Below are 18,923 nucleotides of genomic sequence, written 5' to 3' on the forward strand. Positions count from 1 at the left end.
CGCTACGGGCCTCAGCCGCCGAGCTGGATGCCGGCCATGCGCTTCCACTCGTACGGGCCGGTCTTGACCTTGAGGCCCAGCTCGCCCTCGAAGTCGTCGTGCAGGGTCAGCCCGGCCAGCTCCGCGGCGCGGCGGCCGACGGCGTAGCTGGGGGCCACCTGGTCGCCCCAGGCGCCGTCCGCGCCGACCACGACGATCCGGGTGGCCACGGCGCCGACGTACTCGACGACCGCGTCGGCGCTGCCGCCGTGCTGCTGGGCGAAGCTGGTCAGGTTCTTGGCGATGCGCTTGGCGCGGCGCTCGGTGCGGGCGTCCGGCGCGGCGGCGGTGGCGGTCTCTGCGCTGCTCATGCCCGCATGCTACCCACCGGTACGGGCGCTGGCGACGGGAGCGCCCTGTGCACCGGGACACATACTGGAGAGGTGACGTTCACAGGCTGGCCGGACGAGGCGCTCGAGTTCTACGAGCACCTGGAGGCCGACAACTCGAAGACCTTCTGGCAGGCCCACAAGGGGCAGTACGAGGACACCGTGCGCGCCCCGATGGAGCAGTTGCTCGCCGAGCTGGAACCGGAGTTCGGGCCGGGGAAGATCTTCCGCCCGAACCGCGACGTCCGCTTCAGCGCCGACAAGTCCCCGTACAAGACGCACATCGGCGCCCACCTGGAGAGCGGCGGCTACATCCAGCTCTCCGCCGACGGCCTGGCCTGCGGAAACGGCATGTACCAGCTCGCCCCGGACCAGCTGGAGCGCTACCGCGCCGCCGTCGCCGAGGATGTCACCGGCGCCGAGCTGGAGCGGGTGATCGCCCGGGTGGAGAAGGACGGCCCGCAGGTGTTCGGCCGGGACTCCCTCAAGTCGGCCCCGCGCGGCTACCCCAAGGACCACCCGCGGATCGAGCTGCTGCGCCACAAGGGCCTGGTGGCCTGGCAGGAGTGGGAGCCGGCGAAGTGGCTGGGCACCCGCACCGCCTACACCCGGATCACCGGCTTCCTGCAGGCCTCCCGCCCGCTGCGGGACTGGCTGGACGGCCACGTCGGCCCGTCGGAGCTCCCGGCCCGCTGAACGCGACGGGCCCGAACGCGGAAGAGCCCCGGTCCACCCGGACCGGGGCTCTTCCGCACATCGAGCCGCTACTTCACGAACGGGTCGACCGCGCACACCACCATCAGCAGCGACAGGTAGGTGATCGACCAGTGGAACAGCCGCATCTCCTTGAGCTTCGCGCCCACCACACCGGCCTTGGCCCGCGAGTACAGCGCGTGCGCCTCGCGCAGCCAGGCCCCGCCCAGCACCACCGCGGCGACCGGGTACAGCCAGCTCATGTGCCCCAGCGGCCACAGCGCCAGCGAGACGGCGACCATCACCCAGGAGTAGACGACGACCTGCTTGCCGACCGCCACGTTGCCCTTGATGACCGGCAGCATCGGCACCCCGGCCCGCAGGTAGTCGTCGCGCACCTTCATCGACAGCACCCAGGTGTGCGGCGGCGTCCAGAAGAACACCACCAGGAAGAGCACCACGGCCGCCCAGGACACCGAGTTCGTCACCGAGGACCAGCCGACCAGCACCGGCATGCAGCCCGCGATGCCGCCCCAGACGATGTTCTGCGAGGTGCGCCGCTTGAGCCCCAGCGTGTAGACGAACACGTAGAACAGCAGCGCGCCCAGGGCCAGCCCGGAGGAGAGCCAGTTGACGCCGAAGCCCAGCAGCAGCGTCGACACGACCGCCAGCACGATGCCGAACACCAGCGCCTCGCGCGGCGACACCATGCCGGTGACGATCGGCCGACGCTCGGTGCGGGACATCACCGCGTCGATGTCGCGGTCGATGTACATGTTGAGGGCGTTGGCGCCGCCCGCCGAGAGGTAGCCGCCGACCACGACCTTCAGCACCAGCAGCATGTCGGGCACGCCCTGCTGCGCCAGGAACATCACCGGCACGGTGCTCATCAGCAGCAGCTCGATGATCCGTGGCTTGGTCAGTGCGACGAACGCGCCGACACGGGCCCCGATCGGCCGGTGCGCAGGAGTCGCCCCGGTGACCCCGGCGGGACGGGTTTCGACGGCGGTCACTAACACCCCAACTGAAGATGAATCTTCGCAGGCGTCCACAGGAACGAAGGGTCCCGAAATCGTCCGCTCTGCGCGTACCACGACACCATAGACGCTCCATATATCCCATCCGGCTCCGGGGTCCCCGGCGAGGCGCAACCGCACACCCGCGGGTGAACCGACTGGGTGATGCCACGAACCGTCCTTGGCGCGCCTCGCTCGCCCGTCCCGACCACCCCGGCGGCGGACGGCCGAGAAACGGGAGAGCCTGGGACAAAAGCAGTCACACCGGCCTAGTGGGAATCACCATGCGGAAATCCCGGTTGTCTCAGCACGGAGGGTGAGCCCCGGCCCGGACGGTAGGCTCGCACGCAGAAGCGGGATCTACCCTCCGTGACCGGCACCACCCAGCGTCGGGACCACAGCGCCGTGGCCGACCCGGTCCCCAATTCACGGGGTCACTCTTCAATACGGAAGGAGCCCTGAGACAGGGTGAGCACTGCGCCGACGAACGCATTCGAGTGGACCGATCTGGACGAGCGCACGGTGGACACCGCGCGAGTCCTCGCGATGGACGCCGTCCAGAAGGTCGGCAACGGACACCCCGGGACGGCCATGTCGCTGGCCCCGGCCGCGTACCTGATCTTCCAGCGGTTCCTGCGCCACGACCCGACCGACCCGGCCTGGGTCGGCCGTGACCGCTTCGTCCTCTCCCCCGGGCACACCAGCCTGACCCTCTACACCCAGCTGTACCTGTCGGGCTACGGCCTGGAGCTGGACGACCTCAAGGCCTTCCGCGTCGCCGGCAGCCGCACCCCCGGCCACCCCGAGCACGGCCACACGGCCGGCGTGGAGACCACCACCGGCCCGCTCGGCCAGGGCATCGCCAACGCGGTCGGCATGGCGATGGCCGCCCGCTACGAGCGCGGACTCTTCGACCCGGAGGCCCCGGCCGGCGAGTCCCCCTTCGACCACACCATCTGGGCCATCGTCTCCGACGGCGACCTGGAGGAGGGCATCTCCGCCGAGGCCTCCTCGCTGGCCGGCCACCAGCAGCTGGGCAACCTGGTCGCCCTCTACGACGACAACCACATCTCGATCGAGGGCGACACCGAGACCGCCTTCTCCGAGGACGTCCTCAAGCGCTACGAGGCGTACGGCTGGCACGTCCAGCGGGTCACCCCGAAGTCCAACGGCGACATCGACGTGGCCGCCCTCGCCGACGCGCTGGCCGCGGCCAAGGCCGAGACCTCCCGCCCGTCGATGATCGCGATGCGCACCATCATCGCCTGGCCGGCCCCGGACGCCCAGAACACCGCCAAGGCGCACGGCTCCGCGCTCGGCGCCGCCGAGATCGCCGCCACCAAGAAGGTCCTGGGCTTCGACCCGGAGAAGACCTTCGAGGTCAGCGACCAGGTCATCGAGCACGCCCGCCTGGTCATCAAGCGCGGCAAGGCCGCCCGCGACCAGTGGCAGCAGTCCTTCGAGGCCTGGCGCGCCGCGAACGCGCACCGCGCCGCCGAGTTCGACCGGATCCAGGCCGGCGAGCTGCCCGACGGCTGGAAGAAGGCCGTCCCCTCCTTCCCGGCCGGCAAGGACGTCGCCACCCGCAAGGCCTCCGGCGACACCCTCAAGGCGATCGGCGCGGTGATCCCGGAGCTGTGGGGCGGCTCGGCCGACCTCGCCGAGTCCAACCTCACCACCATCGACGAGGACAGCTCCTTCCTTCCCGAGGGCAACCCGCTGAAGACGGCGAGCCCGTACGGCCGGACGATCCACTTCGGCATCCGCGAGCACGCCATGGGCTCGACCATGAACGGCATCGCCCTGCACGGCGGGACCCGCGTGTACGGCGGCACCTTCCTGGTCTTCGCCGACTACATGCGCCCGGCCGTGCGCCTGGCCGCGCTGATGAAGCTGCCGGTCACCTACGTCTGGACGCACGACTCGATCGGCCTCGGCGAGGACGGCCCGACCCACCAGCCGGTCGAGCACCTGGCCTCGCTGCGCGCCATCCCGGGCCTGGCCATGGTCCGCCCGGCCGACGCCAACGAGACCGCCGTCGCCTGGCGCACCATCATCGAGCGGCAGACCAGCCACCCCGGCCCGGTCGGCCTGGCCCTCACCCGCCAGGGCGTCCCGACCTTCGACCGCGAGGTCTTCGGCTCCGCCGAGGGCACCGCGAAGGGCGGCTACATCCTGGCCGAGGCCTCGACCGGCGACCCGCAGGTGATCCTGATCGGCACCGGCTCCGAGGTCCAGCTGGCCGTCAAGGCCCGCGAGGCGCTCGAGGCCGAGGGCATCGCGACCCGCGTGGTCTCGCTGCCATCCTTCGAGTGGTTCCAGGAGCAGGACCAGGCCTACCGCGACAGCGTGCTGCCGCCGTCGGTCAAGGCCCGGGTGTCGGTCGAGGCCGGCATCGCCCAGGGCTGGCGCGAGCTGGTCGGCGACCACGGCCGGATCGTCTCGCTGGAGCACTTCGGTGCCTCCGCCGACTACAAGGTGCTCTTCGAGGAGTTCGGCATCACCGCCGAGCGCGTGGTGGCCGAGGCCCACAACGCCCTGCGCTCCCTCGAAGCCGTCAACCGCTAGCACCCCGGGCCGCGTACTCGCCCGCACGCGAGTACGCGGCCCCTCTGACTACCCCACGAAGCAGAAGAACAAGGGACTGAAGCACCATGACTGACGCACTGAAGCGCCTCAGCGACGAAGGCGTTGCGATCTGGCTGGACGACCTCAGCCGCGCGCGGCTGAACTCCGGCAACCTGGCCGAACTGGTGCAGAACAAGCACGTGGTGGGCGTCACCACCAACCCGACCATCTTCCAGAAGGCGATCGCCGGCAGCGGCGACGACTCCTACGACGGCCAGCTGCGCGACCTCGCCGTCCGCAAGGTCACCACCGACGAGGCGATCCGCATGATCACCACCTCCGACGTGCGCGACGCGGCCGACGTGCTGCGCCCGGTCTACGACGCCTCCAACGGCCGCGACGGCCGGGTCTCCATCGAGGTCGACCCGCGCCTGGCGCACGAGACCGCCACCACCGTGGCCGAGGCCAAGCAGCTGTGGTGGCTGGTCGACCGCCCGAACGTCTTCATCAAGATCCCCGCCACCAAGGCCGGCCTGCCGGCGATCAGCCAGGTCATCGGCAAGGGCATCAGCGTCAACGTCACGCTGATCTTCTCGCTGGAGCGCTACAAGGCCGTCATCGACGCCTACCTGACCGGCCTGGAGACCGCCAAGGCCAAGGGCCTGGACCTCTCCCAGATCGAGTCGGTCGCCTCCTTCTTCGTCTCCCGCGTGGACACCGAGATCGACAAGCGCCTGGACAAGATCGGCGGCGACGCCAAGAACCTGCGCTCCAAGGCCGCCCTGGCCAACGCCCGCCTCGCTTACCAGGCGTACGAGGAGGTCTTCGGCAGCGTCGACGGCAAGACCGCCGGCAGCGCCCGCTGGCTCTCCCTGGAGGCCGCCGGCGCCAAGCCGCAGCGCCCGCTGTGGGCCTCCACCGGTGTCAAGGACCCGGCCCTGCCGGACACCCTGTACGTCACCGAGCTGGTCGCCCCCGGCACCGTCAACACCATGCCCGAGGCCACCCTGGACGCCACCGGCGACCACGGCGTGGTCACCGGCAACACCATCGTCCCCAACTACGCCGACGCCAAGGCCGTGCTGGACGCGATCGCGGCCGCCGGCGTGGACTACGACGACGTGGTCCAGGTCCTGGAGGACGAGGGCGTCGAGAAGTTCGAGCAGTCCTGGAACGAGCTGCTCGACACCGTCACCGCCTCGCTGGCCTCCTTCGCCGCCGAGAAGTGACCCCTGCTCACAGCCAGCGCACGAAAGCGGAGCCCATCAAGTGAGCACTGATTTCCCCGAGTTGACTTCGGATTCGGATGCGGACGACCTCCCGTCCTCCCCCGTCAACCCGCTTCGTGACCCCTCGGACCGACGGCTCCCGCGCATCGCGGGGCCGTCCGGTCTGGTCATCTTCGGGGTCACCGGCGACCTGTCCCGCAAGAAGCTGATGCCGGCCATCTACGACCTGGCCAACCGCGGTCTGCTTCCGCCGGGCTTCTCCCTCGTCGGCTTCGCCCGCCGCGAGTGGGACGACGAGGACTTCGCCAAGGAGGTCCACGACGCCGTCCGGGACCACGCCCGAACCCCGTTCCGGGAGGAGGTCTGGCAGCAGCTCGCCAAGGGCATGCGCTTCATCCACGGGACCTTCGACGACGACGAGGCCTTCGACAAGCTGCGCGAGACCATCGAGGAGCTGGACAAGGCCCAGGGCACCGGCGGCAACTTCGCCTTCTACCTGTCCGTCCCGCCGAAGTTCTTCCCGACGGTCGTCCAGCAGCTCAAGAAGCACGGCCTGGCCGACCCGCCGCAGGGCTCCTGGCGCCGCGCCGTCATCGAGAAGCCCTTCGGGCACGACCTGGAGAGCGCGCAGGAGCTCAACAAGGTCGTCCACGAGGTCTTCCCCCGGGACGAGGTCTTCCGGATCGACCACTACCTGGGCAAGGAGACGGTCCAGAACATCCTGGCGCTGCGCTTCGCCAACCAGATGTTCGAGCCGATCTGGAACCGGTCGTACGTCGACCACGTGCAGATCACCATGGCCGAGGACATCGGCATCGGCGGCCGGGCCGGCTACTACGACGGCATCGGCTCCGCCCGTGACGTCATCCAGAACCACCTGCTCCAGCTGATGGCGCTCACCGCCATCGAGGAGCCGGCGTCCTTCCACCCGAAGGCGCTGGTGGCCGAGAAGCTCAAGGTGCTCAGCGCCGTCAAGCTCCCGGCCGACCTCGGCCGGCACACCGTGCGCGGCCAGTACGCCTCCGGCTGGCAGGGCGGCGAGGAGGTCGTCGGCTACCTGGACGAGGACGGGATCAACCCCGACTCCAAGACCGACACCTACGCGGCCATCAAGCTGGAGATCAACAACCGCCGCTGGGCGGGCGTCCCGTTCTACCTGCGCACCGGCAAGCGCCTGGGCCGCCGGGTCACCGAGATCGCGGTCGTCTTCCAGCGCGCCCCGTACCTGCCCTTCGACTCCTACGCGACCGAGGAGCTGGGGCAGAACGCCCTGGTCATCCGGGTCCAGCCGGACGAGGGCGTGACGGTGCGGTTCGGCTCCAAGGTGCCGGGCACCTCCTTCGAGGTCCGGGACGTCACGATGGACTTCGCCTACGGCGAGTCCTTCACCGAGTCCAGCCCGGAGGCGTACGAGCGGCTCATCCTCGACGTGCTGCTCGGCGACGCCAACCTCTTCCCGCGCCACCAGGAAGTCGAGCTCTCCTGGCAGATCCTCGACCCGATCGAGAAGTACTGGGACACTCACGGCAAGCCCGCCCAGTACGCGGCGGGGACCTGGGGCCCCGTCGAGGCGGACGAGATGCTCGCACGAGACGGCAGGAGCTGGCGCCGGCCATGAAGATCGACCTCACCAACACGACGTCCAGCAAGATCAACGCCGCGCTGATGGAGGCGCGCCGGGCCAGCGGCTCCACCGCCGCCGGCATGGTGCTCACCCTGGTGATCGTGACCGACGAGGGCAGCGCCTACGACGCCCTCAAGGCCGCCAACGACGCCTCCCGCGAGCACCCGATGCGCACCCTCGCGGTGATCAAGCGCGCCGGGCGCTCGCCGCGGGCCCGCGCCGAGACCCGGCTGGACGCCGAGATCCTGGTCGGCTCCGACGCCGGCTCCGGAGAAACGGTCATCCTGCGCATGCACGGCGAGCTCGCCGCGCACGCCCAGTCGGTCGTCCTGCCGCTGCTGCTGCCGGACGCCCCGGTCGTCGTCTGGTGGCCGGACAACGCGCCGCTGCACCCGGCGCAGGACCCGCTGGGCTCGCTCGCCCAGCGCCGGATCACCGACGCCGTCACCGCCGAGTCCCCGGTCGGCCAGCTCGCCCAGCGGGCGCAGAGCTACACCCCGGGCGACACCGACCTGGCCTGGACCCGGATCACCGGCTGGCGCTCGATGCTGGCCGCCGCGCTGGACCAGCGGCCGTCCACCATCGTCTCCGCGGCGGTCGAGGGCGAGTCCTACAACCCCAGCGTCGAGCTGCTCGGCCTGTGGCTGACCAACCGGCTGCACGTGCCGGTCGAGCGGGTCGTCACCGGTGGCCCCGGCATCACCGCGGTGCACCTGCGCACCAAGGACGGGGACATCACCCTGGACCGCCCGGACGGCCTGATGGGCACCCTGTCCATGCCCGGCTCGCCGGACCGCCAGGTGGCGCTCAAGCGGCGCGAGACCTCGGAGCTGATCGCCGAGGAGCTGCGCCGCCTGGACCCGGACGACATCTACGCGACGGCCGTGCGCACGCCCGTCGAGCGGCTGCACGAGCCGGCCAACGCCGAGACGGCGGTGGCCGAGCGGATCGCCCGGGAGGTCGCCGAGGAGGCCGTGGCCAACCCCGAGCGGGTCACCTCTGACGCCTCGGAGAAGAAGCCCGCGAAGAAGGCCGCCGGCAAGCGCACCACCAAGGAAAGCGCATGACCAACGCGACCCCGCAGCTGGTCGTCCACCGGGACAAGGAGCTGATGGCCCAGGCGGCCGCGGCCCGGCTGATCACCCGGATCGTGGACGCCCAGGCCGCCCGCGGCACCGCCTCGGTGGTGCTCACCGGCGGTCGCAACGGCAACGCCCTGCTGGCCGCGATCGCCGCCTCCCCGGCGCGCGACGCGGTCGACTGGGGACGGCTGGACCTCTGGTGGGGCGACGAGCGCTTCGTGCCCGCCGCCGATCCGGACCGCAACGCCGTCCAGGCCCGCGCCGAGCTGCTGGACGCCGTCCCGCTCGACCCGGCGCGGGTGCACGAGATGCCCGCCTCGGACGGGGTGGACGGCTCGGACGTGGAGGCTGCCGCGGCCCGCTACGCCGAGGAACTGCGGAAGGCGGCCGGGCCGGGCGACCGGCTCGGCGTCCCGGCCTTCGACGTGCTGCTGCTCGGCGTCGGCCCGGACACCCACGTCGCCTCGCTGTTCCCCGAGCACCCGGGGGTGCGGGAGAAGGAGCTGACCGTGGTCGGCGTGCGCGGGGCCCCCAAGCCCCCGCCGACCCGGGTCTCGCTCACCCTCCCGGCCATCCGGGCCGCCCGCGAGGTCTGGCTGCTGGCCGCCGGCGAGGACAAGGCGGGCGCGGTCGCGCTGGCCCTGTCCGGCGCCGGCGAGATCCAGGCGCCCGCCTCCGGCGCGTACGGGCGCAGCCGCACCCTGATGCTGCTGGACCGCGCGGCCGCGGAGCGGATCCCGCCGCAGCTCTACCCGCCGGCCTCGGCGTAACGGGCGTAACGGAGAAGGGCGCCACCGTCATCGACGGTGGCGCCCTTCTCTGCCTGTTCGACTCAGATCTCGCCGCGGAGCTTCGCCAGCGCCTCGGCCAGGATCGCCTCGCCGTCGGCGTCGGTGCGCCGCTCACGGACGTAGGCGAGGTGCGTCTTGTACGGTTCGTTGCGCGAGGGCGCCGGCGGGTTGTGCTGGTCCTGACCGGCCGGGAAGCCGCAGCGCGGGCAGTCCCAGGTGTCCGGGATCGCCGCTTCGGCGGCGAAGCTGGGCCGGGTCTCGTGCTTGTTGGCGCACCAGAAGGAGATCCGGTTGCGCGGGGCGGACTCGCCGCGCTCCGCCTCGCCCATCGGGCCGGCCCCAACCCTGCTGCCACGGATGGCATTGCCACTTGCCACGGTCTGACTCCCTGCGTACTGGTGCGCCGACCCGCCGCGGTGCGCGTCGGTGGCGAAAGTCGTCCTAGTGTAAGCAGGAGTTAAGCCTTCGCCACCCACTGCCTCCGCCCCCGACCGTCCCAGGATAGGCGCTGGGGCGACGGGGCGTCAGGCTTGTGTCAGCTCTGGTACTTCAGCAGCAGGCTGAGCACGATGATGGAGGCGAACCAGCCCAGGCCGACCACGATGGTGATGCGGTCCAGGTTGCGCTCGGCCACCGCCGAACCGCCGCCGGTGGACATCGCGCCACCGCCGAACATGTCCGACAGGCCGCCGCCCTTCCCCTTGTGCAGCAGCACCAGCAGGATCATCAGCAGACTGAAGATGATCAGGGCAATCGAGAACCCGAGAACCACGACGGGACCAACTCTCTCGTATCTTCGGCGAAGGGGCCGGGCCGCGTACGGCGGTCCGGCCCCAAAGCCTACGTTGCTGCAGCGGCGTTAGCCTACTGCCTGCTCACGGTAGCGCACGATCTTGACGAACTCGTCGGCGTCCAGCGAGGCACCGCCGATCAGGCCGCCGTCGATGTCGGGCTTGGCCATCAGGCCGGCCGCGCTCGACGACTTGACCGAACCGCCGTACAGCACACGGACCTTGTCGGCCAGCTCGGCGTCGTACAGCTCGGCGATCCGCTTGCGGATGGCAGCGCAGACCTCCTGCGCGTCCTCCGGGGTGGCCACCTCGCCGGTGCCGATCGCCCAGACCGGCTCGTAGGCGACGACGATGCTCTCGGCCTGGTGGGCCGGGACGTCCGCCAGGGCGCCGTCCAGCTGCGCCAGGGTGTACTCGACGTGGGTGCCGGCCTTGCGGATCTCCAGCGGCTCGCCGATGCACAGGATCGGGGTGACCCCGGCCCGGTAGGCGGCCTTCACCTTGGCGTTGACGATCTCCTCGTTCTCGCCGTGGTACTGGCGGCGCTCCGAGTGGCCGATCACCGCGTAGGTGCACTGCAGCTTGGCCAGCATCGGGCCGGAGACCTCGCCGGTGTAGGCGCCGCCGTCGTGCTGCGAGATGTCCTGCGCGCCGTACTTGATCTTCAGCTTGTCACCGAAGACCAGGGTCTGCACCGAGCGCAGGTCGGTGAACGGCACCAGGACGGCGACCTCGACGGTCTCGTAGTCCTTGTCGGCCAGCGCGAAGGCCAGCTTCTGGGTGTGCTGGATGGCCTCGAGGTGGTTGAGGTTCATCTTCCAGTTGCCCGCCATGAGCGGGAGACGGTCGGTCATGCTTTCAGCCTTCCAGGGCGGCGAGACCGGGAAGGGTCTTGCCCTCCAGGTACTCGAGGCTCGCGCCACCGCCGGTCGAGATGTGTCCAAAGGCGTTCTCGTCGAAGCCCAGGATGCGGACGGCCGCGGCGGAGTCCCCGCCGCCGACCACGGTGAACGCGTCGCTGTCCAGCAGGCCCTGCGCGACGGCCTTGGTGCCGTTCGCGTAGTCCGGGTGCTCGAAGACGCCCATCGGGCCGTTCCAGAACACCGTGCCGGCGTCGGCCAGCTTGGCCGCGTACAGCTCGCGGGTCTTCGGGCCGATGTCCAGGCCCTCCTTGTCGGCCGGGATGGCGTCCGAGGCGACGAGGTCCGGGTTCGCCGGGGTCTTGCCCTTGAGGTCCGGGAACTCGGCGGAGACCAGGACGTCGACCGGCAGGACGAACTCGACGCCCCGCTTCTCGGCCTCGGCCAGGTACTCCAGGCAGACCGGGATCTGGTCCGCCTGCAGCAGCGAGATGCCGACCTCGTGGCCCTTGGCCTTGAGGAAGGTGTACGCCATGCCGCCGCCGATGAGGATCCTGTCGGCCTTCTTCAGCAGGTTGTCGATCACGCCGAGCTTGTCGGAGACCTTGGCGCCGCCGAGCACCACGACGTACGGTCGCTGAACCTCGTCGGTGAGCTTCTTCAGCACGCCGACCTCGGTGGCGATCAGGTCGCCCGCGGCGTGCGGCAGCAGACCGGGCAGGTCGTAGACCGAGGCGTGCTTGCGGTGCACGGCGCCGAAGCCGTCGCCGACGTAGAGGTCGGCGAGCTCGGCGAGCTGCTCGGCGAAGGCCTTGCGCTCGGCGTCGTCCTTGCTGGTCTCGCCGGCGTTGAAACGCAGGTTCTCCAGCAGCGCGACCTCGCCGTCGCCGAGCGCGGCGACGGTGGCCGCGGCGCTGTCGCCGACGGTGTCGGTGGCGAAGGCGACGTCCTTGCCGAGGATCTCGCCGAGCCGCTTGGCCGCCGGGGCGAGCGAGAACTTCGGGTCCGGCTCGCCCTTGGGGCGGCCGAGGTGCGAGGCGACGACGACCTTCGCGCCGGCCGCGGCCAGCTTGGCGATGGTCGGGGCGACGGCGCGGATCCGGCCGTCGTCGGTGATCGTCTCGCCGTCCAGCGGGACGTTGAGGTCGGCGCGCACGAACACGCGCTTGCCAGCGACACCGGCTTCGATGAGCTCTTCGATGGTCTTCACGGGGATTCGGTTTCTCCTGGGGAGATGGTTGATGCGCAGAGGCGGCACGGCGCAGGGGCCGCCTGGGAAGTACTGGAAGCGCGGAACGAGGGCCCGGTCGGCATGGTGCGCCGTCCGGGCCCTCGCCCCTACATCACGTCAGCTCCCACCGAGTCAGAGCTGCCCACCGACGAGGGTGACCAGGTCGACGACGCGGTTCGAGTAGCCCCACTCGTTGTCGTACCAGCCGAGCACCTTGACCTGGTTGCCCTGGACCATGGTGAGCTGGCTGTCGAAGATGCAGGAGGCCGGGTCGTTGACGATGTCCGAGGAGACGATCGGGTCCTCGGTGTAGGCCAGGATGCCCTTGAGCGGGCCCTCCTGCGCGGCCTTCTGGAAGGCCGCGTTGACCTCGTCCTTGGTCACCTCGCGCTCGAGGGTGACGACCAGGTCGGTGATGGAGCCGGTCGGGACCGGGACGCGCAGCGAGGTGCCGTCCAGCTTGCCCTTCAGCTCCGGCAGGACCAGGGCGGTCGCCTTGGCGGCACCCGTCGAGGTCGGGATGATGTTCTGCGAGGCCGCACGAGCACGGCGCAGGTCCTTGTGCGGGAAGTCCAGGGTGACCTGGTCGTTGGTGAACGCGTGGACGGTGGTCATCAGACCCTTGACGATGCCGAAGCTCTCGTTCAGCACCTTGGCCATCGGCGCCACGCAGTTGGTGGTGCAGGAGGCGTTGGAGATGATGTCGTGCTTGGCAGCGTCGTACTTGTCGTCGTTGACGCCCAGGACGATGGTGACGTCCTCGTCGGTCGCGGGCGCCGAGATGATGACCTTCTTCGCGCCGGCGGTGAGGTGCTTCTTCGCAGCCTCGGCCTTGGTGAAGATGCCAGTGGACTCGACGACGATGTCGGCGCCCAGGGCGGCCCACGGAAGGTTGGCCGGGTCACGCTCGGCGGTCACCTTGAAGGTGTGGCCGTCGACGGTGATGCTGTCCTCGGTGTGCGAGACCTCGCCCGGGAAGGTGCCCAGGGTGGTGTCGTACTTGAGCAGGTGAGCCAGGGTCTTCGTGTCGGTGAGGTCGTTGACACCGACGATCTCGATGTCAGCGCCCTGGGCCTTGACCGCCCGGAAGAAGTTGCGGCCGATGCGGCCGAAGCCGTTGATGCCTACCCGGATCGTCACGAACCGATCTCCTCGTTAGGTACGCCGGGCCGGAGCCCGACGGGGGTGAGATTTGGGAAGTCCCCGACCGCCTATGACCCTACCCCTCCCTGGCCTGCGAGGGCACATCGCGCCACCTGGCAAGACGCGGCGTGGCGCGGATCCGGGCCGTCCGTCCCCTGGTAGTGCGGGCCGTCGGTCCTGGTCAGGTGGTCTTGACCAATTTCGGTTCGCCGGAACGTCCGGACACGACGGCGGCCGGTGCCCCGGAATCCGGACACCGGCCGCAGATCGCCCACGGAGCGAAGTGATCAGTTCATCGCCGATCAGTTCATCGCCATCTCGTCGGTCAGGCTGGCCTCGGTGCTCGGCAGGCCGAGCTCGGAGGCCCGCTTGTCGGCCATCGCCAGCAGGCGGCGGATCCGGCCGGCCACCGCGTCCTTGGTCAGCGGCGGGTCGGCGAGCGCGCCCAGCTCCTCCAGCGAGGCCTGCTTGTGCTGCATCCGCAGCTGGCCGGCCGCGGCCAGGTGCTCGGGGACCTCCTCGCCGAGGATCTCCAGCGCGCGGGCGACCCGGGCGCCGGCCGCGACCGCGGCGCGGGCCGAGCGGCGCAGGTTGGCGTCGTCGAAGTTGGCGAGGCGGTTGGCGGTGGCCCGCACCTCGCGGCGCATCCGGCGCTCCTCCCAGGCGAGCACCGACTCGTGCGCGCCCAGCCGGGTCAGCAGCGCGCCGATCGCGTCGCCGTCGCGGATGACCACCCGGTCCACGCCGCGGACCTCGCGGGCCTTGGCCGGGATGCCGAGCCGACGGGCCGCGCCGACCAGGGCCAGCGCCGCCTCGGATCCGGGGCAGGTGATCTCCAGCGAGGAGGAGCGGCCCGGCTCGGTGAGCGAGCCGTGTGCGAGGAAGGCGCCGCGCCAGGCCGCCTCGGCGTCGCAGGTGGCGCCGGAGACGACCGCCGGGGGCAGGCCGCGGATCGGGCGCCCGCGGCCGTCGACCAGACCGGTCTGGCGCGCGAGCAGCTCGCCGTCCTTGACCACGCGGACCACGAAGCGGCTGCCGCGGCGCAGCCCGCCGGGGGCCATCACGACGAGGTCGGAGGAGTGCCCGAAGATCTCCAGCAGGTCCTTGCGCAGCCGCCGTGCCGCCGCCCCGGTGTCCAGCTCCGCCTCGATCACGATGCGGCCGCTCACGATGTGCAGTCCGCCCGCGAACCGCAGGATCGCCGACACCTCCGCCTTGCGACAGCAGGCCCGGGTGACCGGGAGCCGGCTGATCTCGTCCTTCACCGCTGGAGTCATCGCCATGGCCCGATCCTTCCATGTGTCCGGAAAATCCGGTCGTACGCTGCCGCCAACAGCTCGGGGTCGTGTCGCGGCGTGCCGTCGGTACGGGCCACCGAACCGAGCACCAGTGCGGCGCCCATCCGCTCGGCCGCCTTCTCCAGGCCGTCGAGGTCCGCCTGGCCGAAGGCGCCGCCGGTGACGGCACGCTCGTCCACCAGGATCGCATCGACCGCGAGCTGGGGGGCGTGGTCGGCGATGACCTCCAGGTGGCGCTGCGGGGTGAAGCCCTCGGTCTCGCCGGGCTGGGGGGCCAGGTTCAGGGTGAGCAGCCGGCGGGCGCGGGTCTCGGTGAGCGCCTTGGCCAGCTCGGGCACCAGCAGGTGCGGCAGCACGCTGGTGAACCAGGAGCCGGGGCCGAGCACCACCCAGTCCGCCTCCCGCACGGCGGTGACCGCCTCCGGGACGGCCGGCGGCTCGTCCGGCAGCAGCCGGATCGACTGCACGGTGCCGGGGGTGACCGCGACGTTCGCCTGCCCGCGGACCGCCGACACCTCGCCGGGGCGCGCCGGGTCGTGGCCGCGCACGGTGGCCTCGATGTCCAGCGGCACCGCCGACATCGGCAGCACCCGGCCCTGGACGTTGAGCAGCCGTCCGACCCAGTCCAGGGCCGCCACCGGGTCGCCCAGCTTCTCCCAGAGCGCGACGATCAACAGGTTGCCGACGGCGTGGCCGCCGAGCTCGCCGTTGCCGGTGAAGCGCTGCTGGATCACCTCGGACCAGGTGCGGCCCCAGTCGTCGTCCCCGCACAGCGCGGCCAGCGCCTTGCGCAGGTCGCCCGGGGGCAGCACGCCCAGTTCCTCGCGCAGCCGTCCGCTGGAGCCGCCGTCGTCGGCGACGGTGACCACGGCGGTGAGGTCGCTGGTGAGCCGGCGCAGCGCGGACAGCGAGGCGGACAGGCCCTGGCCGCCCCCGAGCGCGGTGATCCGGGGGGCCGGGTTGGTCCGGGCGGGACTGCTGCGCGGACGGCTCGGCGCCGTGGGCCGGGCCGGGCTGCCCGCCCGGTCACCGGTCCTGTTCTGCGGCTGCCGCCCGGGCACGTATCCCGCCACACATCACCTCGCGTTCCTCGCCCCGCCACCGGCTCCGCCGGCGGGCCCGGCAGGGAAGGCGGCGGTTACTCCCGTCCCATGTCACGGTGGACGAGCACCGTCTCGACTCCGTCGGCGATGAGACGCTTGGTCAGACGCTCGGACATGGCGACGCTACGGTGCTTGCCACCGGTGCAGCCTACGGCAAGCGTCATGTAGCGCTTCCCCTCCCGGCGGTACCCCTCGGTCACGATCCGGAGTAGCTCGGTGTAGCCGTCGAGGAACTCGTTGGCTCCGGACTGCTGGAACACGTAGTCGGCGACGTCCGCGTCGGTGCCCGTCCGGGCCCGCAGCTCGGGCACCCAGTGCGGGTTGGGCAGGAAGCGGCAGTCCACCACGAGGTCGGCGTCGACCGGCAGGCCGTACTTGAAGCCGAAGGACATCACGGTGGCGCGCAGCTCGGGCTCGTCGTGGTCGGCGAACTGGGCGTCCAGCTTGGCGCGCAGCTGGTGCACGTTGAGGTTGGAGGTGTCGATCACCAGGTCGGCCTCGCCGCGCAGGTCGCGCAGCAGGTCGCGCTCCTGGGCGATGCCGTCCACGATCCGGCCGTCGGCCTGCAGCGGGTGCGGGCGGCGGACGCTCTCGAAGCGGCGCACCAGCGCCTCGTCGGAGGAGTCCAGGAAGACGACCCGCAGCCGCACGCCGCGCTTCTCCAGCTCGTCCAGCGAGGTGAGCAGGTCGTCGAAGAACTGGCGGCCGCGGACGTCGACGACCACGCCGATCCGGGCGACGTTGCCCTGGGACCGGGCGCCCAGGTCGACCATGGTCGGGATCAGGGCCGGCGGCAGGTTGTCCACCACGAACCAGCCGAGGTCCTCCAGGCACTTGGCGGCGGTGGAGCGGCCGGCTCCGGACATGCCGGAGATGATCACCAGCTCCGGCGCGTTCTCGGCCACGTCTGACACGGTCACTTCGGTTCCCCGCTCTCGGTCTTTCTGCTGGGGAGAACGCATACGGCGCGGCCGCCCTTCCCCGGCCCGGACGGGCGGGCGGGGCCGGGGCACACCGGCTGACGGGCGGCGTCGGCCGTCATGGCGTCTCCTGGGATGGTGCGGTCTGGGGTGCTGCTGCCACCGGCTCGGCGACCTGGTCGGCCCCGTCCTCGATGATCTCGCCGGTCGCGGTGTTGACCGCGGGTGCGGCGGGTGTACGGGACGACAACGCCGCCGCAACAGTCTCCGCGGTGCGGCGTCCGATGCCGGGTACCGCGCAGAGCTCGTCCACGGTGGCGGCCCGGAGCTTCTTCAGCGAGCCGAAGTGCTTGAGCAGCGCCTGGCGGCGAGTCTCGCCGAGGCCCGGGACGGAGTCCAGTTCCCCGGCGGTGAGTCGCTTGGAACGCTTGGCGCGCTGGTAGCCGATCGCGAAGCGGTGGGCCTCGTCGCGCACCCGCTGGAGCAGGTAGAGGCCCTCGCTGGAGCGGGGCAGCACGACCGGGTCGTCCTCGCCGGGCAGCCAGACCTCCTCCAGGCGCTTGGCCAGGCCGCACAGCGCGACGTCGTCGATGCCGAGTTCGTCCAGGGCCCGCTTGGCGGCGGCGACCTGCGGCTGCCCGCCGTCGACCACCAGCAGCTGCGGGGGGTAGGCGAAGCGCTTGGGGCGGCCGTCCTCGGTGCGCGGGCCGTCCTCGGGCCGGTCGTCCTCGGGCCGGTCGTCCTCCTCGGGGACGGCCCACTCGCCGGTCTGCTCGCGCTCCTGGAGGTAGCGGCGGAACCGGCGGCTGATCACCTCGTGCATCGAGCGGACATCGTCCTGGCCCTCGAAGCCCTTGATCTGGAAGCGCCGGTACTCGCTCTTGCGGGCCAGGCCGTCCTCGAAGACGACCATGGAGGCGACCACGTCCTCGCCCTGGAGGTGGGAGATGTCGTAGCACTCGATGCGCAGCGGGACGGAGTCCAACTCCAGCGCGTCGGCGATCTCCTGCAGGGCGCGGCTGCGGGTGGTGAGGTCGGAGGCGCGCTTGGTCTTGTGCAGTGCCAGCGCCTGCTGGGCGTTGCGCTGCACGGTAGCCATCAGGTCCTTCTTGTCGCCGCGCTGCGGGATGCGCAGGTCGACCTGGCTGCCGCGCAGGCCGCTCAGCCACTCCCGCACCGGCTCGACCGGGTCGGGCAGGGCGGGGACGAGCACCTCGCGCGGGACGGACTCGCCGCCGCCGTAGAGCTGCTGGAGGGCGTGCTCGACCAGGCCGGCGGTGTCGACGTCCTCGACCTTGTCGGTGACCCAGCCGCGCTGGCCGCGCACCCGCCCGCCGCGGACGTGGAAGATCTGCACGGCGGCCTCGAGTTCGTCCTCGGCGAGGGCCAGCAGGTCGGCGTCGGTGGCGTCGGCGAGCACGATGGCGTTCTTCTCCATCGCGCGCTTGAGGGCGCCGATGTCGTCCCGCAGCCGGGCCGCCTTCTCGTACTCCAGCTCGGCCGCGGCTTCCTGCATCTGCTCTTCCAGCCGGCGCAGGTAGTTGCCGGTGCGCCCGGCCATGAAGTCGCAGAAGTCCTCGGCCAGCTCGCGGTGTTCGTCCGCCGAGACCTTGCCGACGCAGGGCGCGGCGCACTTGCCGATGTAGCCGAGCAGGCAGGGCCGGCCGACCTGCCGGGCGCGCTTGAAGACGCCGTTGGAGCAGGTGCGGACGGGGAAGACACGTAGCAGCAGGTCGACCGTCTCGCGGATCGCCCAGGCGTGCCCGTACGGGCCGAAGTAGCGCACGCCCTTCTTGTGCGCCCCGCGCATCACCTGGACCCGCGGGTACTCCTCGTTGAGGGTGACGGCGAGTTCCGGATAGCTCTTGTCGTCGCGGTACTTGACGTTGAACCGCGGGTCGAACTCCTTGATCCAGGAGTACTCCAGCTGGAGCGCCTCGACCTCGGTGCCGACCACGGTCCACTCCACCGAGGCGGCGGTGGTGACCATGGTCGCGGTGCGCGGGTGCAGGCCGGCCAGGTCCTGGAAGTAGGACGACAGGCGCGGCCGCAGGCTCTTGGCCTTGCCGACGTAGATGACCCGGCCGTGGGCGTCGCGGAACCGGTAGACGCCCGGGGAGACCGGGATCGCGCCGGGCGCCGGGCGGTAGGTGCTCGGGTCAGCCATGGGTCCACCGTACCGACTGGGGGCGGGGCCGCGGAGGGG

General features: G+C 71.2%; 17 protein-coding genes. 6 read left to right on the top strand and 11 right to left on the bottom strand.

The genetic code is table 11. The features are described 5' to 3' along the window. Nucleotides 1-11: 11 nt before the first annotated feature. Nucleotides 12-350, bottom strand: a complete 339-nt coding sequence (locus tag ACZ3TI_RS09605; RefSeq protein WP_030238391.1) for a hypothetical protein — start codon at nucleotides 348-350, stop codon at nucleotides 12-14. A 72-nt stretch (nucleotides 351-422) separates the two neighbouring features. Between ACZ3TI_RS09605 and ACZ3TI_RS09610 the strand changes: the two genes are divergently transcribed. Next, the gene (locus ACZ3TI_RS09610) at nucleotides 423-1,064 is read left to right on the top strand and encodes a DUF2461 domain-containing protein (RefSeq protein WP_465725178.1); all 642 of its coding nucleotides are present in this window, start codon (nucleotides 423-425) and stop codon (nucleotides 1,062-1,064) included. 68 nt (nucleotides 1,065-1,132) lie between these two features. Here the strand turns inward: ACZ3TI_RS09610 and ACZ3TI_RS09615 are convergent, their stop codons facing one another. Continuing rightward, nucleotides 1,133-2,080: a heme o synthase gene (locus ACZ3TI_RS09615; protein WP_465725180.1), complete on the bottom strand. Its 948-nt coding sequence runs from the start codon at nucleotides 2,078-2,080 to the stop codon at nucleotides 1,133-1,135. Nucleotides 2,081-2,545: 465 nt separating this feature from the next. Here ACZ3TI_RS09615 and tkt point away from each other — a divergent pair, with 465 nt between their 5' ends. The 5 genes from tkt (at nucleotide 2,546) to pgl (ending at nucleotide 9,350) form a co-directional block, all read left to right on the top strand. After that, entirely contained in the window at nucleotides 2,546-4,645 is a 2,100-nt protein-coding gene (tkt, locus tag ACZ3TI_RS09620) for a transketolase (protein ID WP_465725182.1), read from the top strand. A gap of 86 nt (nucleotides 4,646-4,731) precedes the next feature. Next, nucleotides 4,732-5,874 carry a transaldolase gene (gene tal / locus ACZ3TI_RS09625; RefSeq protein WP_465725184.1) on the top strand — a complete coding sequence of 381 codons (1,143 nt, stop codon included), beginning with the start codon at nucleotides 4,732-4,734 and terminating at the stop codon, nucleotides 5,872-5,874. Between the two features lie 61 nt (nucleotides 5,875-5,935). Continuing rightward, complete coding sequence (gene zwf, locus ACZ3TI_RS09630) at nucleotides 5,936-7,492, top strand: glucose-6-phosphate dehydrogenase (protein WP_465725481.1); 1,557 nt, start codon at nucleotides 5,936-5,938, stop codon at nucleotides 7,490-7,492. Beyond that, complete coding sequence (gene opcA / locus ACZ3TI_RS09635; protein WP_465725186.1) at nucleotides 7,489-8,565, top strand: glucose-6-phosphate dehydrogenase assembly protein OpcA; 1,077 nt, start codon at nucleotides 7,489-7,491, stop codon at nucleotides 8,563-8,565. The genes zwf and opcA overlap by 4 nt, the downstream gene beginning before the upstream one ends. Then, a complete protein-coding gene (gene pgl, locus ACZ3TI_RS09640; RefSeq protein ID WP_465725188.1) occupies nucleotides 8,562-9,350 on the top strand; it encodes a 6-phosphogluconolactonase in 789 nt (262 codons plus the stop codon). The genes opcA and pgl overlap by 4 nt, the downstream gene beginning before the upstream one ends. Nucleotides 9,351-9,412: 62 nt before the next feature. Here pgl and ACZ3TI_RS09645 read toward each other — a convergent pair whose 3' ends face one another. The 9 genes from ACZ3TI_RS09645 to uvrC form a co-directional block, all read right to left on the bottom strand. Next, nucleotides 9,413-9,700, bottom strand: coding sequence for an RNA polymerase-binding protein RbpA (locus ACZ3TI_RS09645; protein WP_030238413.1), 288 nt, complete (start codon nucleotides 9,698-9,700; stop codon nucleotides 9,413-9,415). Between the two features lie 206 nt (nucleotides 9,701-9,906). Further along, nucleotides 9,907-10,143, bottom strand: a complete 237-nt coding sequence (gene secG, locus ACZ3TI_RS09650) for a preprotein translocase subunit SecG (RefSeq protein ID WP_402218557.1) — start codon at nucleotides 10,141-10,143, stop codon at nucleotides 9,907-9,909. Between the two features lie 87 nt (nucleotides 10,144-10,230). Beyond that, a complete protein-coding gene (gene tpiA / locus ACZ3TI_RS09655; RefSeq protein WP_465725190.1) occupies nucleotides 10,231-11,016 on the bottom strand; it encodes a triose-phosphate isomerase in 786 nt (261 codons plus the stop codon). 4 nt (nucleotides 11,017-11,020) lie between these two features. Then, entirely contained in the window at nucleotides 11,021-12,232 is a 1,212-nt protein-coding gene (locus tag ACZ3TI_RS09660; RefSeq protein ID WP_465725192.1) for a phosphoglycerate kinase, read from the bottom strand. A gap of 153 nt (nucleotides 12,233-12,385) precedes the next feature. After that, a complete protein-coding gene (gap, locus tag ACZ3TI_RS09665) occupies nucleotides 12,386-13,393 on the bottom strand; it encodes a type I glyceraldehyde-3-phosphate dehydrogenase (RefSeq protein ID WP_465725194.1) in 1,008 nt (335 codons plus the stop codon). 305 nt (nucleotides 13,394-13,698) lie between these two features. Continuing rightward, on the bottom strand, nucleotides 13,699-14,679 hold the full coding sequence (gene whiA / locus ACZ3TI_RS09670; protein ID WP_350521392.1) for a DNA-binding protein WhiA: 981 nt from the start codon (nucleotides 14,677-14,679) through the stop codon (nucleotides 13,699-13,701). Further along, nucleotides 14,670-15,767: a gluconeogenesis factor YvcK family protein gene (locus tag ACZ3TI_RS09675; protein WP_465725197.1), complete on the bottom strand. Its 1,098-nt coding sequence runs from the start codon at nucleotides 15,765-15,767 to the stop codon at nucleotides 14,670-14,672. Before ACZ3TI_RS09675 ends, whiA begins: the two co-directional genes overlap by 10 nt. Before the next feature lie 65 nt (nucleotides 15,768-15,832). Beyond that, nucleotides 15,833-16,759 carry an RNase adapter RapZ gene (gene rapZ, locus ACZ3TI_RS09680; RefSeq protein ID WP_465725199.1) on the bottom strand — a complete coding sequence of 309 codons (927 nt, stop codon included), beginning with the start codon at nucleotides 16,757-16,759 and terminating at the stop codon, nucleotides 15,833-15,835. A gap of 76 nt (nucleotides 16,760-16,835) precedes the next feature. Then, nucleotides 16,836-18,884, bottom strand: coding sequence for an excinuclease ABC subunit UvrC (uvrC, locus tag ACZ3TI_RS09685; protein WP_465725201.1), 2,049 nt, complete (start codon nucleotides 18,882-18,884; stop codon nucleotides 16,836-16,838). Between the last annotated feature and the right edge of the window lie 39 nt (nucleotides 18,885-18,923).

The sequence above is a fragment of the Kitasatospora sp. NPDC023120 genome (assembly GCF_055560835.1).